This is a genomic window from Methylobacterium sp. Leaf106, from assembly GCF_001422895.1.
In the GTDB taxonomy this organism is placed as follows: domain Bacteria; phylum Pseudomonadota; class Alphaproteobacteria; order Rhizobiales; family Beijerinckiaceae; genus Methylobacterium; species Methylobacterium bullatum.
In genome coordinates this window covers 15,371-30,197 of record NZ_LMNB01000010.1, presented here as the reverse complement: position 1 = coordinate 30,197, position 14,827 = coordinate 15,371, and the positions used below count along the sequence as shown (strand labels likewise).

General features: G+C 62.4%; 10 protein-coding genes and 6 pseudogenes. 10 read left to right on the top strand and 6 right to left on the bottom strand.

The genetic code is table 11. From position 1 onward, the window contains the following. Window positions 1-898 (bottom strand): calcium-binding protein (locus ASF34_RS07790; RefSeq protein WP_162240032.1); only part of this gene is annotated, 898 nt, incomplete at its 3' end. A 531-nt stretch (window positions 899-1,429) separates the two neighbouring features. Between ASF34_RS07790 and ASF34_RS23410 the strand changes: the two are divergent. The 7 genes and pseudogenes from ASF34_RS23410 to ASF34_RS07765 all read left to right on the top strand — a co-directional run. Continuing rightward, window positions 1,430-1,743 (top strand): annotated as a pseudogene (locus ASF34_RS23410) (IS3 family transposase); the annotation flags it as partial. A 66-nt stretch (window positions 1,744-1,809) separates the two neighbouring features. Continuing rightward, window positions 1,810-2,229, top strand: coding sequence for an integrase core domain-containing protein (locus ASF34_RS22150; RefSeq protein ID WP_443136527.1), 420 nt, complete (start codon window positions 1,810-1,812; stop codon window positions 2,227-2,229). Window positions 2,230-2,533: 304 nt separating this feature from the next. Continuing rightward, window positions 2,534-2,923, top strand: a complete 390-nt coding sequence (locus ASF34_RS22145; protein WP_082494110.1) for a helix-turn-helix domain-containing protein — start codon at window positions 2,534-2,536, stop codon at window positions 2,921-2,923. A gap of 192 nt (window positions 2,924-3,115) precedes the next feature. Continuing rightward, window positions 3,116-4,175 (top strand): annotated as a pseudogene (locus ASF34_RS07780) (IS3 family transposase); the annotation flags it as partial. Between the two features lie 538 nt (window positions 4,176-4,713). Beyond that, complete coding sequence (locus tag ASF34_RS07775; protein WP_056160377.1) at window positions 4,714-5,604, top strand: ImmA/IrrE family metallo-endopeptidase; 891 nt, start codon at window positions 4,714-4,716, stop codon at window positions 5,602-5,604. A 492-nt stretch (window positions 5,605-6,096) separates the two neighbouring features. Next, window positions 6,097-6,447, top strand: a pseudogene (locus ASF34_RS22140) (recombinase family protein); the annotation flags it as partial. A 225-nt stretch (window positions 6,448-6,672) separates the two neighbouring features. After that, window positions 6,673-8,310 carry an inorganic phosphate transporter gene (locus ASF34_RS07765; RefSeq protein ID WP_026176071.1) on the top strand — a complete coding sequence of 546 codons (1,638 nt, stop codon included), beginning with the start codon at window positions 6,673-6,675 and terminating at the stop codon, window positions 8,308-8,310. Between the two features lie 474 nt (window positions 8,311-8,784). Here ASF34_RS07765 and ASF34_RS23745 read toward each other — a convergent pair whose 3' ends face one another. The 4 genes and pseudogenes from ASF34_RS23745 to ASF34_RS22130 all read right to left on the bottom strand — a co-directional run bounded on the left by ASF34_RS23745 (window position 8,785) and on the right by ASF34_RS22130 (window position 11,140). Beyond that, on the bottom strand, window positions 8,785-9,069 hold the full coding sequence (locus ASF34_RS23745; RefSeq protein WP_082494109.1) for a GCG_CRPN prefix-to-repeats domain-containing protein: 285 nt from the start codon (window positions 9,067-9,069) through the stop codon (window positions 8,785-8,787). Window positions 9,070-9,079: 10 nt separating this feature from the next. Then, window positions 9,080-9,574, bottom strand: a pseudogene (locus ASF34_RS07760) (DDE-type integrase/transposase/recombinase); the annotation flags it as partial. A gap of 97 nt (window positions 9,575-9,671) precedes the next feature. Then, complete coding sequence (locus ASF34_RS07755) at window positions 9,672-10,532, bottom strand: transglutaminase family protein (RefSeq protein WP_056160373.1); 861 nt, start codon at window positions 10,530-10,532, stop codon at window positions 9,672-9,674. 110 nt (window positions 10,533-10,642) lie between these two features. Continuing rightward, window positions 10,643-11,140: pseudogene (locus ASF34_RS22130) on the bottom strand (transposase). 26 nt (window positions 11,141-11,166) lie between these two features. On the opposite strand from ASF34_RS22130, the pseudogene ASF34_RS07750 reads away from it, so the two are divergent. Continuing rightward, window positions 11,167-11,469 (top strand): annotated as a pseudogene (locus ASF34_RS07750) (transposase); the annotation flags it as partial. Between the two features lie 403 nt (window positions 11,470-11,872). On the opposite strand, the gene ASF34_RS07745 reads toward ASF34_RS07750, so the two are convergent. Then, window positions 11,873-12,451 carry a hypothetical protein gene (locus ASF34_RS07745; RefSeq protein WP_082494108.1) on the bottom strand — a complete coding sequence of 193 codons (579 nt, stop codon included), beginning with the start codon at window positions 12,449-12,451 and terminating at the stop codon, window positions 11,873-11,875. A 275-nt stretch (window positions 12,452-12,726) separates the two neighbouring features. Here ASF34_RS07745 and pgeF point away from each other — a divergent pair, with 275 nt between their 5' ends. Together pgeF and ASF34_RS07735 are read left to right on the top strand one after the other, a co-directional pair. Continuing rightward, window positions 12,727-13,497, top strand: coding sequence for a peptidoglycan editing factor PgeF (gene pgeF, locus ASF34_RS07740; RefSeq protein ID WP_056160368.1), 771 nt, complete (start codon window positions 12,727-12,729; stop codon window positions 13,495-13,497). Between the two features lie 271 nt (window positions 13,498-13,768). Continuing rightward, window positions 13,769-14,614: an outer membrane protein gene (locus tag ASF34_RS07735; RefSeq protein WP_056160366.1), complete on the top strand. Its 846-nt coding sequence runs from the start codon at window positions 13,769-13,771 to the stop codon at window positions 14,612-14,614. Window positions 14,615-14,827 lie beyond the last annotated feature (213 nt).

The window sequence follows — 14,827 nt, the reverse complement described above, 5'->3', positions numbered from 1 at the left end:
CGGCCCCGCCGCGCATGATGTCGTCGCCCGCGCCGCCGATGAGGACGTCGTCGCCGCCGCGCGCGGTGAGGCGGTCGTTGCCGGCCCCGCCGTCGAGGGTGTTGTCCCCGTCGTTGCCGGTGATGCCGTTGTCGAGGGCGTTGCCGGTTCCGTCGATGCCGCCGCTGCCGGTGAGCACGAGGTTCTCGACGTTGTCGGGGAGGGTGTAGGTCACCGACGAGCGGACGGTGTCGTCGCCCTGGCCGGGGGCCTCCACGACAGTGTCGCCGGGTGAATCGACGATGTAGGTATCGTCGCCGCGGCCGCCGATCATGGTGTCGTTGCCGGCACCGCCGTCGAGGGTATCGCCGCCGATGCCGCCGCGCAGGGTGTCGTCGCCATCGCCGCCGGTCTGGGTGCCGCCGGCATCGATGACGATGTCGATGAGGTCGGGGGTGGCGTCGAGATTGAGGCCGACCAGGGAGACCGTTGCATCGAGGGTTCCGAGGAGGATGTCGACAGTGCCGCCGACGAGATCCGTCACGAGGGTTCCGACGCTCCCGAGAATGCCGGGGCTGGTTTCCGTTCCGAGATTGACCGGCTGGAACGGCAGGTCGAGCGTCGCCAGGACGGTGTTGCCGAGCTTGACCTCGACCCCGTCATACCCGCCCGTCGCCGAGACCGTTCCGGTCAACAGGCCGGTCGAGGCCTCGATCTCCCAATTGCCATTGTAATTGTAGGTGAGGCCGTCCGCCTCGATCGTGAGAACGTTGAACGTATCGGTTCGGGTGCCGTCGAGAAGGAGGTTCCCGACGCTGCTGACGAGCCCTGTGAACGACAAGTCGGCGTTGGCTAGGTTTGGAACGAAGAAGTCACGAACGTCGAAGCCGGCATTGGTAAGGATTGAGACAGTGGCCATTGTTTTCTCCAGACGGCAGCGCTGGTTGATCACAGCGCGATCAACGGATGGCGCATAAAAGTTCCGAATGGATGAATTTTTCGCATCAGAGTTGTCTAACTCTCCCTTAAGGGGAGTTCATCGATTTATCCTTCAGGCGATGCTTTTCCCAGCATGGTCGGGCAGAGCAGGTTCGCTTGCGCTTGCGCAAATTGGGTTTTTGGTCCAGCAATGCGGCCAAACGTAATTTCAGCGAAAACGTCATATATTATCATAGTTATTTTCCCTCTATATGCTCAAATGACTTGAAAATTCTGAAATTTATCTTGGCCTCGCCGACAGAATAATGAAATTGGTACGCCATAAGACATATGCATGGTAGGCCAACGGGGCGATCTCCAGCACGTGGCGTATTTGCACAATACTGTAGTATTAAATATTGTCATTAATAAAGAGAAAAATGTCTTGGCCAAAACTCGAGTTGCATACGGTAAAATTGCCATACATCGGCACCTTTGGGACAAAATGAGTAACTTTGCGAAAGCATGACGACTGCTTCATCGTTCCCTAAGGGAGCGAAGACGTAGCAGATGTCCGGCCCCAGACAGAAGGCCGGCAGACGCGTTGAGCAAGGATATTCGCCGGACCACATGGCAGCGATTCTCGTCGGAGGAGAAGATTCGCGCGTTGCTTGAAGACGTGCGTGGGCCGCTGGCTGCATCGCCAAGCCTTGTCGGCGCAAGGGGATCGCCGCCTCGATATACAATGGCTGATTCAAGGAGTTCCTGAAGGCTGGCAAGACGCGCTCTTTCCGAGACACGGCTCGTGCAGCGACCACCGATGAGGTGTGGGAACTGCGCAGGGAGACGGGCGGGTTCTCCGACGGACGTTTCTTCCGGATCTTGACCTTGGTCGATTGCCACGGGCGCGAGATGCTCTCACTCACACCGAGAGCCAACTTCGGCGCCTACCAAGTGACTGAGGGGCTCGACGCCTTGGTCAGCCCTGCGGGGGCTGCCCAAGAACCTGCGGGTGGATCATGGAACGGAACCAAAGGACTGCGGCAGCGAGTTTGCCGGGCGCATGCTCAACCTTTGGGCCGACCTGAATGGGGTTGCGATCGAATGGGTCGCTCTGCGCCCGCCTCCGGCTCTCCCGGCCGGGGAAGCCGACCGACCACGGCAACAATGGAGTGGTTCAACGGCCGCCTCCGGGCGGAGTGCCTGAACGCCCCATGGTTCCTGTCACTGGCGGATGCGCGTGATCGCATCGAGGAAGGTATGTGCCACTACAACGAAGATCGACCTCTTATGAATCCGGGCGGCTTTACGCCGAAAGCCTTCGCCAACTAAGCTGTCGCAGCCGAAGAGTTTGCATTGGTCCTGGATCACAAACAAGGCAAAATCCAAAAACTAACACTCACTATATTTGATACAGGCTACCTCACGTGGGTAGGCCAAAAAGCTGCCGCTTATTGTGAACCAATTTGCTGTGTCAAGGACATAAGTGATTCCTGTCGCTGCTTCTGGTCCCGACAGGGCATCTTATCACCCTTGCAACGGTGGGGCCTTTTGGAATGAGGCGGAATGCAGTACACCACGTTTTCTGCCCGAATTTGGCGTCAATGCGACTTAAAGTTATACTACGCAGGGATCTATGTCGGACGATAACAAAGATAGAAGCCCAGGTGCAATTGGCGTTCGCATCAAGTCCTTGCGGCGTTCGGCCGGTCTAAGCCAAGCCAGTCTAGGAAACGCTTTGGGCGTAACCTTTCAACAGGTGCAAAAATATGAGAGCGGTCAAAGTAAGATTGCCGCAGATAAGCTTCAGCGGATAGCTCAGACTTTGGGAGTCGACATCAGCTACTTTTATGATATGCAATCTGAAAGCGGTTCTACTGCTGTAGTTCAGAAAATTAATGATGTTACGGTGCCATTGGAAGATTTCTATTTTAAGGACGCATTTGATAAAATCAAGGATCCCCGTGCCAGATACTTGTTGGCGGAGCTCGCTCGTGTATTTTGCGAGATTGAATCAAAAAAATAATAGCGCCGGAAGTGATAGATAAATACATTAATTATCGGGCGTCTGGCTCAAATCTAGTGTTTTTTGCTGTCGAAATGGCCTGATTGTTAGAATTCTTGACTGACTGTGACCTTGTGGCCTTGACCCACCAAACTGGTCCGCGCTGAGCTCAAGTTTTTCGGGCATCTTGAACCCTGAAGGAGGGTGGATGCCATGCGCCGCAAACGCTTCACGAATGAACAGATCGCCTTTGCCCTGCGGCAGGCTGAGAATGGCGCCACGGTGGACGAGGTCTGTGCGGCGAGATGGGCGTGTCCGAGCCGACGTTTCACCGCTGGAAGAAGCATTCGTCGGCATGTGCGTGCCGGAGATTCGCCTGCTCAAGCAATTGGATGACGAGATCAGTAAGCTGAAGCGGCTGGTCGCCGATCTGACGCTGGACGGCTCCATGTTGCAGGATGTGCTCAAGCGACCCGAAGGGCAGCGTCAGCAAAAGTGGTGAGGCCCCCCCGCTCGCCGTGAGGTCGCCGGCCACCTGCCGGTGGCTAGATTCATCAGCGAGCGTCGGGCCTGCCAGGCTACCGGCTTCGGCCGTTCGTCGCAGCGCTACAGGAAACGCTCGGACCCGCAGGTCGCGCTGCGGATGCAGTTGAAGGAGTTGGCTGCCGCGCGAGTCCGTTACGGCTACCGGCGGCTGCATATCCTACTACGACGGGAGGGCTGGGAGGTGAATCACAAGCGCACGTATCGGATCTACCGGGATGAGGGGCTATCGATCCGGTCCAAGCTGCCCAAGCGTAAGCGGGCTTGGTGCTATCGCCAGGGGCGACCGGCGATTGGCGGACCCAACGAGGTCTGGGCGATGGACTTCATGTCCGACCGCATCTTCGACGGACGTCTGTTCCGGATCCTGACGGTCGTCGATTGCCACACGCGAGAGGCGCTCTCGCTCACACCGAGAGCTAACTTCCGCGCCTTCCAGGTGACCGAGGCTCTGGACGCCTCGCTCCGGCTGCGAGGTCGACTGAAAAGCCTGCGGTTCGACATGGGCCGGAGTTCACCGGGCGCATGCTCGGCCAGTGGGCTTACCTGAACGGGGTCGAGATCGACTTGGTCGCTCTGCGCCCACCTCCGGCTCTCCCGACCGGGCAAGCCGACCGAAAACGCCACTATCGAGTCGTTCAACGGCCGCCTACGAGCGGAATGCCTGAACGCCTCGTGGTTCCAGTCGCTGGCCAATGCCCGCGAGCGCATCGAGGAATGGAGGTGCCAATAAAACGAAGATCGACCCGACACGGCCCTGGTCTGCCGCTTGTCAAGCATGCCTCCCTGTCACATCACGGGTTTGACGAGTGCACCGAAACGCTGCTACGAAGTAGGCATTGAGCGCCTGAAGAAGCCGTTTATTTTCAGGGCATTAGGAATGGTGGCGGCGAATCCCTCCGTCTCCGCCATTTTAGCCTTACTAAGTAGTTGTTTTTGCTGCCGAAAGCCGTTCGATCCTGGCTCGGTACACCTCATCCACCCCACATTTCGAATCGGCTTGCTCCGGCTTATAGCGGGATCTCGCTGGACTTCGCCTCGCGCGTGAGGCCGGGCGCTCGAGGTTCATGGCAGCGTTTCGATCAACGCGATTTTTTGGCTGGAGGCGCTGATTTCCGGCCAGGAGGATGCGTTTGAAGAGCGGGCAACCGCTCGAGCCACGCGGCACATCGGATTACTTCCTGTACGAGCTGCCTACCGTCCGGTTTCGGGATAGCTGGTGCGTGGCGGCCTGATGATCGGCTCAAGGACTGGAAGGGGCTTCGAGGATGCCGATCAACAGGAAGGATCTGGCCGACGCGGGCTCGCCGGAGGCGCTCGTCAAACGCATCCTAAAGGCCGAGCCGAACCTGCCGGTGCCCGTACCGATCCAAGAGCTGTGCGCACGCCTCGGGATCCTCAGGATCGAGGAGCTGGACACTGACGGGTTCGAGGGCGGCCTCGTCACCGACGCGAAGCGGTCCGAAGGAACCATCCTCGCCAAGCGCGGGGGCGAACCGCGTCGCCGCTTCACCATCGCGCACGAACTCGGCCACTTCCTGATGGCGCACCACGTCCCGGATCAGCCCGGCCGGTTCCTGTGCAAGAGTTCCGACCTACTGCGCCTCACAGCGAAGGTGGGCGACGAACGTCAGCTTAGGGAAGTCGAGGCCAACCGCTTCGCCACACTCGTGCTGATGCCACCGCACCTGCTGCGGGAGGCCATGGCTGCCTTTCGCGAGCCCGACCTGCAGCACGTACTTGCGCTCGCGCGCGACTTTGCGGTCGGCAAGGAGGCGGCGGCTCGGGCCTACGTGCAGTACCATCCCGAGCGGATCGCCATCGTCGTGGCGGGCAACGGCCGGGTGCAGCGGTGCTACCGCAGCCTCTCCTTTCCAACCATCGTCTGCGGGGTCGGCAGTCCGGTCCCGACACGCTCGCGCTATCATAGCAGTTCGCATCGGCCGAACACGGCGAGCGACATCGCCCCGTGCAGTCCCGATCTCTGGATCGATGTAAGGCGCGACCTCCGCGCGCCGGGTCTCTCCGAGCAGGTCTATCTCCAGCAGAACGGCTTCGCGATGATCCTGCTGCGTCTGGAACCCGTCCCGGAGGAGAGCGCGGAGGAGCGCAGGCTGGAGGAGGGTTGGCGTCACCGTTTTCACTCGGGGCGCCGGTAGTCGAGACTTTTGTAAGATTTCAATCCTAGTTGGAGTGACAACCTCAGAATCTATGAAATCGTTTATGACTAAAAATAGAAAAATTTGACCTTCAGATAGATGATAGTCAATTCAATCATCTGTTATGCCGCCTGCGGGTATAGGTCGGTTGTCCCATACAACAATAAGTCTGCCGCGATTTAAGGCCGAAAAGTGCTTGATGAGTTCATCTTTAAGGATTCACCTGTATGAGAGTAAGATATGAAAACTCGTCGCGCGTTGTTAATGTGGCTTCACATATTAGGGCTTCTTCATTTCAGCAAAACTGTCGCCCAGTGAAACGAACTTATTGAGGTGGCTTGCGAAAATTAAAAGGGGATCACGGCTCGTTGTCACATTAGGGTGCACCCTGGCGTCACGTAACACAGCTGGCGCCGGTCATCGTAACATCTGGGGTCAAGCCGGCTATTTGTCACAACTTAGCCTCGGACCTAAAGCTTGAGGTTACACACTATGGCCCGCATCGGTTACGCCCGCGTCAGCACCCTCGATTAGAATTATGAAGGGCAGGTTGCCCGGTTGAAGGCCGAAGGCTGCGGGGTCATCCGTTCGGAGAAGATCTCGGGCGGCAGCCGCGACGGCCGGGTCGAGTTGGCGACGGTGCTTGAGTTCCTGCGGCGGTTCATCAAGGAGCGCCAGCGCGAGGGCATCGAGCGCGCGACGGGCAGCGGTGTGTATGCCGGCTGCAAGCGCCGCGTCGACCGCTGCCGGATCATGACGTTGTCGAAGGCCGGCAATGGAGCAGCAGCGACCGCTGTGGCCTTGGGCCGCTCCCGCATGCAGGTTTATCGGGTGCTTCGCGAATCCTCACGGTCCGGCTGGAGCAGGCCATGCCGGTTGCCTGGTCGGGCTTCATGCGAATGTCACCTGGCCTATCGCCAGTCCAGGCTCGGGAGGAATGCCGGCTCGCTACGTTCGAGGTCTCTGCCGTAATCCGTTGAGGGAGGAGAATTTCGAATACGTGTCACAGGACTGTTATGAGCGCGACCTACTGGCAGGATTACTGATCCCTAGGGTCCTGAGGCCATCATGTCCGACGCCGTTGCTGCTCCGACTGGCTTGCCGAAGGGCGCCATTGCGCCCGCCGCAGGGCCAAAGCTCGATCACGGCATTCATCCGGGCGGGGTCATCGCGTTCCTGCTCGTCCTGGTCGCGGGATTGGCCTACGCGCTCTACAGCCTCGTGACCGACATGAACGCGGTGGGCCAGTCGCCCCTCGCCATCGGTGCCTTCGTGCTGCTCGGCCTGGCTCTGCTCATCGCCCTGGCCTTCGAGTTCGTGAATGGGTTCCACGACACCGCCAATGCGGTCGCCACCGTGATCTACACCCACTCGATGCCGCCGCTCGTCGCGGTCATCTGGTCCGGCGCTTTCAACTTCCTCGGTGTGATGCTGTCCTCCGGCGCGGTCGCCTATGCCATCGTCACCCTGTTGCCGGTGGAGCTGATCCTGCAGGTCGGGTCATCGGCCGGTTACGCCATGATCTTCGCGCTGCTCATCGCCGCGATTCTCTGGAACCTCGGCACCTGGGCTTTCGGCCTGCCGAACTCGTCGTCCCACGCACTGATCGGATCGGTCATCGGCGTCGGCCTCGCCAACCAGCTGATGGCCCCCGAGGGACAGGCCACCTCGGGCGTCGACTGGGCGCAGGCCCTCGGCGTGTTCAAGGCGCTGCTGTTCAGCCCCGTCATCGGGTTCATCGCCGCCGCCCTGCTGCTGCTGGCCCTCAAGTTCACGGTGCGCCGGAAGGACCTCTACGAGGCCCCCAAGGGCGAAACCCCGCCGCCTTTGTGGATCCGCAGCCTGCTGATCCTGACCTGCACCCTCGTGTCGTTCTTCCATGGCGGCAATGACGGCCAGAAGGGCATGGGCCTGATCATGCTCATTCTCATCGGCGCGGCCCCCACCGCCTACGCCCTCAACCGCACGATGTCGGACGACACCACCCCGGCCTTCATCCAGACCTCCCAGAACGCCAGCACGGTGTTCGCGAGCCATGCCGGGAACGGGCCGAAGCCCGATGCCGCCGAGGCCCGCAAGCAGGTGTCGGAAGCCCTGAAGACCAAGGACCTGAACCGGCCTGCCGTGTACGGGGCGCTCGCTGCGCTCTCGACCGACATCGCCGACAACGTGAAGGGCTACGGCGCCATCAAGCAGGTGCCGGCGGCGGCGACATCGAACCTGCGCAACGACATGTATCTCGCCGCCGACGCGATCCGGCTCCTGCCGAAGAACGGCGCGACATTCTCGGAGGCCGAGACCGGCACCCTGAAGGCCTATACCGGCCTCCTCAACGACGGGACCCGCTACATTCCGACCTGGGTCAAGGTCTGCGTCGCCTTGGCCCTCGGCCTCGGCACCATGGTCGGCTGGAAGCGCATCGTCGTCACCGTAGGCGAGAAGATCGGCAAGACCCATCTCACCTACGCCCAGGGTGCGTCCGCCGAGATGGTCGCCGCCGGCACCATCGGCCTCGCCGAGCTTTACGGTCTGCCGGTCTCGACCACCCACATCCTGTCGAGCGGCGTCGCCGGCACCATGGCGGCCAACGGCTCGGGCCTGCAGATGTCCACCGTCCGCAACATGGCATTGGCCTGGGTCCTGACGCTGCCCGCCGCCATCACCCTGGCGGGCGTCCTCTTCTTCATCCTGCGACACGTGTTCTGAGATGACGGATGCGACGCGGGTGACCGCCTCAGCTTCATGACTACGATGTGGGCCGAATGGCCTGCGGGACCGTCCTCAACATTCCCTGTGAGGAAAAACTCTCACCAGGAGTTGCATGATCGCGTCGATGCCGCTGGTTCGGCCTTGGGCTGCTCCCGCTTGCAGGTGTTTCGGGTGCTACGAGAAGCCCGAAGGAGCGACTGTGAGGCTAGAGCGCTCTCCGCCGAAGTGGATGCCGGTTCGGCGAAAAAGAGCGCGGCACAACAAAGGCCTGGAGATGTGCCCCGACCCAACGTGGTCGGGCGCAGCTCTAGGCCGATTTCCTGAACGGCTGATAAGCGGTCGTTGAGCTGCCCGATACGTGCGGGTATGCCATTGGCAACAGCTCGTCGCAGACCTCCGCCCGGTGCGGGAACCGGGCGGAGGTCTGTCAGCGTCGCGGTGCGCGGTCGGGATGCGACCGGACCGTCGGCGTCAGGGACGGCAGCGACCACCCGGACCGCGATAGAGACGGGGCGGGCAACCGCCCGGTGCGCCTGTCATGGCCCGCCGCACAGCGCCGCTCCGCCCTCGATTCAGGCGGCAGCCCCCGAACGGATTGCGATGGGCGCCGAAGCCGCAACCGCCGCGGACCTGCACAATCGGGGCGTCGAGAGCGATGCCGCCGGCCGGCGCGGGCAGGGCTTGAGCCCCGCCTGCCACGAGCAGGGTTGCGAACCCTCCGATGATGTGAACCGTTCCGGGTTTCCCGGAGGCCATTTGGTTTGGGTCAAGCGGCCAAGGCGTGCACCTTGGCGTGGGCATAGTAGCGCGCTTCGGCCTCGGCGGGAGGGATATTCCCGATGGGTTCAAGCAGGCGGCGGGTGTCGAACCAGTCGACCCATTCGAGGGTGGCGAACTCGACCGCCTCGAAGGAGCGCCACGGGCCACGGCGATGGATCACCTCGGCCTTGAAGAGGCCGTTGATCGTCTCGGCCAGAGCATTGTCGTAGCTGTCACCGACGCTGCAGACGGACGGCTCGACACCGGCCTCGGCGAGCCGCTCCGTGTAGCGGATCGACAGGTATTGCGAGCCCCTGTCGCTATGATGCACGAGGCCGCCACCCCGGACCGGACGACGCTCGTGCAGGGCCTTCTCCAAGGCATCCAGCACGAAGCTGGCATGAGCGGTTTGGGACACACGCCAGCCGACGATGCGACGGGCGAAGACGTCGATCACGAAGGCCACATAATATTTGGGCTGAATGTAGCGATCCGCTACCCAATAGATTTAAAGGATTCCTACCCGCCGACTTATTGAAGCGTTCATTTGCGAAGCAAATGTAGCAGTTCGGCTTGGTCCTCCCGATCTTGATTGCTGATCAGGATTCGACGCTGACAGCAACAGACATTTCCAAGAATGCGTCGGGCGACCCAACGAAGCTGCCCGTCGCCGGCATCGCCTGACGGATGTCGCGTGCGACGGCAACCGGGATCAAGTTCGCGCCTCCGACGCTGCGGTTAGTCGGGTCGAAGGTGACCCACCCTGCACCCGGCAGGTAGACTTCTCCCCAGGCATGAGTGGACCCGACATCGGCAGAGCCCAAAAGGGTGCGTGTCGGGTCGTGAAGATAGCCCGATACGATGCGGGCGCCGAAGCCGAGGCTGCGGACCGCTTCCACGAAGAGCGTGGCTAGATCCCGACATGAGGCCATGCCCAGCGACAGGGTTTGGCTCGGTGACTGGGTACCCTCGTCCTCGCGGGCCTGGTAGGCGATTGCGTTGCCTACGCCAGCGTTGATGTCCTTGAGCAACGACAGGGTGTCTGTTGGGTAGCCCGCAACGAACCCCTGCGCCCAAGATGGCAGGTCGTCTCCATCGGGGTATTGCCGGATTGCCAGTGCTCCCAGGTCGCTCCATTCGTCGTCGGAGTACCGGAAGGGAAACGAAATGGCCGAGGCCGCTATGTCGAAAATTGGATAGGCCACCGCGGAAAGCTCGACGCAGGCCACACTATCGATGACGAGAATATCGGAGGGCGTCGCGAAGGTGGCGGTCGCCACGGCGTTTCCAAAAACGTCGTTAGCCCATTTGATCGTTGCATCCGGCGTCACTGTGACGACACTCGACACGAGCCTCAAGTCACGTGTCTCGCGAGGTCGCAGCATCAGGCGGTGCGGTCCCAGACTGACTGGCTGTCGGTAACGATACGTCGTCTCATGATGGATGCGCAGCTCGATCAAGGGACGCTCCTATAGACCTCAAGGGGCTCGTTTTCCGAGGCAGGCTTTTGGAGCCATTCCGTTAAACCGCCGCGAGAACTGATCCTCCCCCGGTTTCACGGACACGGGGGTTAGCTCGCGTTCCGTTCGGCCTGCCCGGGCATGATGTAGCCAAGGGCCGAGTGGATGTGCTGTCGATTGTAATAGCCTTCGATGTAGGCGAACAGGTCCCGTCTGGCCTCGTCCCGGGTCGCCCATCGTCGCTGGTGAACGAGGTCGACCTTAAGCGTGTGGAAGTCCTTCGACAGGCTCAGGATGAGGACTTTCCCTCGGGGCGTTGTCGTAGCAGCAGCCTGTTCGGCTCACGGTCGAGTTCACGCCGCAGACGGGCGATCTCGGCCGCGTGATCGGACGGGGATGCCACCGGGCTCATTGGCACGGATTCTGGCGATCCTGCTGGTCGCGACCGTTGGCGGGCCACCCATCGGCGCCGTGCGCCACTGCCTCAGCATGGAGTGTTGGATCCCGAGTTCGGCGGCGATCTGCATCTGCGGCCGGCTGCTGCTTTATCGCAGGGCCACCGCCTTGCGTTTGAACTCGGGCGTAAACTCCCGTCTCGTCTCTGCCATCAAACACCGTCCCAGCCCGCAAGGAGCGTATCAGCCGCCCCGTTGATCCGGGGGCGCGCGCCATGCTGATCCTCGATGGCGCGGGCTGGCACATCGCCGACGACCTCGTGGTCCCCGACACCATCACCGTGTCGCCGCTGCCGTCGCATGCGCCCGAACTCAACCCGGTCGAGACTGTCTGCCAGTTCGTGCGCGACAACCGGCTCGGCGACACGATCTTTGCCTCCCACGAGGACATTCCCGATCGATGCTGCGCGGCCTGGAACAAGCTCGTGGCACAGCCTCGGTGCATCATGTCCCTCGGACTGCGCAACTGGGCCTATCGGTGATGATACGCGCCGATTGGTATAACACTTGGCGTCAACGCCCTTGGGCCGCGCGCGGGCGGCCCGCCTTCAGCCTCCGACATGTCCGCGTATCGAGCCTGCGCGGGCGGTCGGGAGCTCCCCAGCGGCGAGGCGCCGCGCCTGCCGCATCGGGGCTTTTCAAGCCGCGAATCCGTGACTAGCTTGGGGTTCTCGCAACGAACGAAAGGAGGTGATCCAGTGTCTCATTGCCTAAATCAGCCGCTTACCTCGGCTTACCGGACCTGGAACGTCGCCTCCGACGCGCACGCCTAGCGCGTTAGAGGACCCCTCACCGGGTTCGGCCGAACGGACAAGCGGTTCGGCAATGGAAGGGCCGCCCTCATGGGGCGGCCCTTCGTCGTTGGGGTCTCGGTCAGTGAGTGGTTCAGCGCTTCTGGAACAGGGGCTGGGCCAGTGCCTCGGCCCGAGCCATCCAGAGGTCGCGATCGGAACAGGCCTGGGCCAGTTCCTCGGCATCGCTCTCGGAGCGCGCGCGAGCCTCTTCCAGCTTCTCGACGAAGAGGGTCTGGAGTTCGGCGAGGCGGTCACGCTCGGCGCGCAGGTCGTGGAGCTCGGCCATCTCCTTCTCCACATGCGACCGCAGGCGGCGCAGTTCCTGCGCGAGGATCCCCTGGAGTTGGTCGTAGCGGTCGCTCTCGACCTTCAGCTTGGCCTTGAGCATCAGGTTCTCGGCCATCAGTTCCGAGACGTCGCCGTCCTCGCTGGCCTCGGGAGCCTCGGTCCGCGCGGGCGGCGACACCACCCGGGGCGACCAGGACGAGGCCTGCGGCTCGGCCTTCTCCGGCGCGGCCGGTCTTTCGAACGCCGCGACCTTGTCGGCGGCGGGGGCCTGCTCGGCGGAGGTGGTCGCCGCCTTCATGGCCGCCAGCCAATCGCGCAGCGGTCCGGGCGTCGGACGTCCGTTTAAATCCTGTGCCTGGTAGTGACGGGCTGGTTCCGACATCGCTCGCGTCCTCGTGTGCAGACGCATTCGATCAAAGCATGCTTAACGAACCGTAAAGGTTAAGAAAATTTCCTCGTCCCGATTTGCGGAAACGGGCGCGCCGCGTGGGGGGTGTTCGTCCCTGCCGAAGGGTCACTTCGACCGCCGTATCATGCAGATATAAGAGAGTCCGAGCCACGCCCCGGCATCGGCTTTCGTCGAGGGGGCGCGACCACCCAGCGGACCGGGCCGACGCTATAGCTCGGCGCGCAATCGCCAAAGGACGGACACGGCACATGTATATCGAAGCGCCCAGCCTCGTGGGACAGCCCGGCATCAGGCACGCCTTCTTCACCCGTGCCGGCGGCGTCTCCCACGGTCTCTATGCCAGTCTCAACGGCGGCCTCGGCTCGCAGGACGAGCCCGCCCTCGTGGCGGAGAACCGGAGCCGCATGGCCGGGCATCTCGGCGTCGCGCCAAGTCATCTCGTGAGCCTGTATCAAGTCCACTCCGCCGAGGTCGCCATCATCGACGGCCCCATGGCCCTCGCCGACCGCCCGCGTGCCGACGCCATGGTCACGCGCGTGCCGAACCTCGCTCTGGGCATCGCCACCGCCGATTGCGGTCCGATCCTGTTCGCCGATCCCGTGGGCCGCGTCATCGGCGCCGCCCATGCGGGATGGAAGGGCGCCTTGTCCGGTGTGATCTCCGCCACGGTGGAGGCGATGGAGCGTCTCGGCTCGGTGCGGGGCGACATTATCGCCGTGCTCGGCCCGACGATCTCGCAAGCCGCCTACGAGGTCGGGGACGATTTCCGCACCCGCTTCGCCGAAGAGGTTCCGGGTTCGGACGCCCATTTCGCGCCGGGCCAGCGCGAGGGGCACGCCCAGTTCGACCTGCCCGGCTTCATCGCCCGTCGCCTGCGGGAAGCCGGCATCGAGAAGGCATCGACACTGGGCCTTTGCACCTACGCCGATCCCGAACGCTTCTATAGCTATCGGCGCACGACCCACCGGGGAGAGGCCGATTACGGCCGACTGATTTCAGCGATCGTTCTTGCCGCCTGACAGGCGAGACGGTGGCGGCCAGGGTCTGCGACAATCTGTCATTCGCCGAGGTAGTGAAAAAGCGTGGCCGCAAGTGAACCTTGGCCGTTCGGCGGTGTTCTGGCTATGCGTTGCCTCTGCTGAGGTGGTCGCTGCCACAAAGGGGCCGTGTTCGACACACGCGGCGTGGTTGCGATGCAACAGCTTCCTGAGGGATGCTGAGCTATAGACGGGGAATTGCGCAGGACCGCTCCCAAAAAGGCGGCCGCGCTAACGAGTAGAGGACCAGACCATGAAATCCTTCCTTCGCGGCACCACCGCTCTCGCCGGCATCGTCATCGCCGGTTCCGCTTTCGCCGCCGACCTTCCGCGTCGCGCCGCTCCCCCGGTCTTCGTGCCGGTGCCGGTGTTCACCTGGACGGGCGCCTACTTCGGTATCAACGCCGGTTACGGCTTCGACGCCGGAAGCAACAACGACCGCTACGCCCTGCCGGGTGGTTCGGTGCTGAACTCCTTCACCCGCACCCCGGTGGTCGTCTCGACCAACGGCGGCAACGATCTCGAAGGCTTCGTCGGCGGTGGCCAGGTCGGCTACAACTACCAGTTCACCCCGGGTTCGGGCGTGGTCGTCGGTATCGAAGCTGACGCCCAGTACACCGACTTTGGCAACAAGAGCCGCACCGTGGCCGGCACCGTCAGCCCCGTCGCCGGCGCTCTCGTCAGCCCCACCTCGGTCCGTATCCCGGGCAACGAGATGAACTTCTTCGGCACCGTCCGCGGCCGTATCGGTTACGCCTTCGACCGCACTCTCGTCTACGGCACCGGCGGCTTCGCCTACGGCGACGGCGCAACGGGCGGCGACGACTTCCGCACCGGCTACACCGCCGGCGGTGGTATCGAGTACGCTCTCCCCACCGACTCGTTCTTCAACTTCTTCAAGTCGTCGGCCGTGACCCTGAAGGTCGAAGGTCTGTACGTGAACCTCGAGAACGACAGGAACAACCGTGGCGGTCGCTCGGTGTTCAACGCGGCTGCCGCCCCCAATGGCCTCCTGACCATCAGCCCCTCGGTTGCTGCTCGCGAGTCCGAGTTCGCCGTCGTCCGCGCCGGCCTGAACTACAAGTTCGGCTCGTACTAGGCCTTACAGAACCGACGCTTCGCCTCAGGGCGGAGCACGAGGTCTCTAGAAGGAGCCCGGCTGAAAAGCCGGGCTCTTTTTGTTGCGTGAGGAAGACGAGTGGCCTCCGGCTCCATCACCTTTCCGAAATTTCATGCTCCGAACCTGAGCTCCCGTGCATCCGCAACGGCGAAGTTCGCGTTGACCCCCTGACAAAGCCTGAGGCGCCACCCC

Excerpts from the sequence above, each read along its gene's own strand:
- ASF34_RS22150 (WP_443136527.1), top strand. The coding sequence starts at position 1,810 with ATGCTCTCACTCACACCGAGAGCCAACTTCGGCGCCTACCAAGTGACT.
- ASF34_RS22145 (WP_082494110.1), top strand. The coding sequence starts at position 2,534 with ATGTCGGACGATAACAAAGATAGAAGCCCAGGTGCAATTGGCGTTCGC.
- ASF34_RS07775 (WP_056160377.1), top strand. The coding sequence starts at position 4,714 with ATGCCGATCAACAGGAAGGATCTGGCCGACGCGGGCTCGCCGGAGGCG.
- ASF34_RS07765 (WP_026176071.1), top strand. The coding sequence starts at position 6,673 with ATGTCCGACGCCGTTGCTGCTCCGACTGGCTTGCCGAAGGGCGCCATT.
- ASF34_RS23745 (WP_082494109.1), bottom strand. The coding sequence starts at position 9,069 with ATGGCCTCCGGGAAACCCGGAACGGTTCACATCATCGGAGGGTTCGCA.
- ASF34_RS07745 (WP_082494108.1), bottom strand. The coding sequence starts at position 12,451 with ATGTCGGAACCAGCCCGTCACTACCAGGCACAGGATTTAAACGGACGT.
- pgeF (WP_056160368.1), top strand. The coding sequence starts at position 12,727 with ATGTATATCGAAGCGCCCAGCCTCGTGGGACAGCCCGGCATCAGGCAC.
- ASF34_RS07735 (WP_056160366.1), top strand. The coding sequence starts at position 13,769 with ATGAAATCCTTCCTTCGCGGCACCACCGCTCTCGCCGGCATCGTCATC.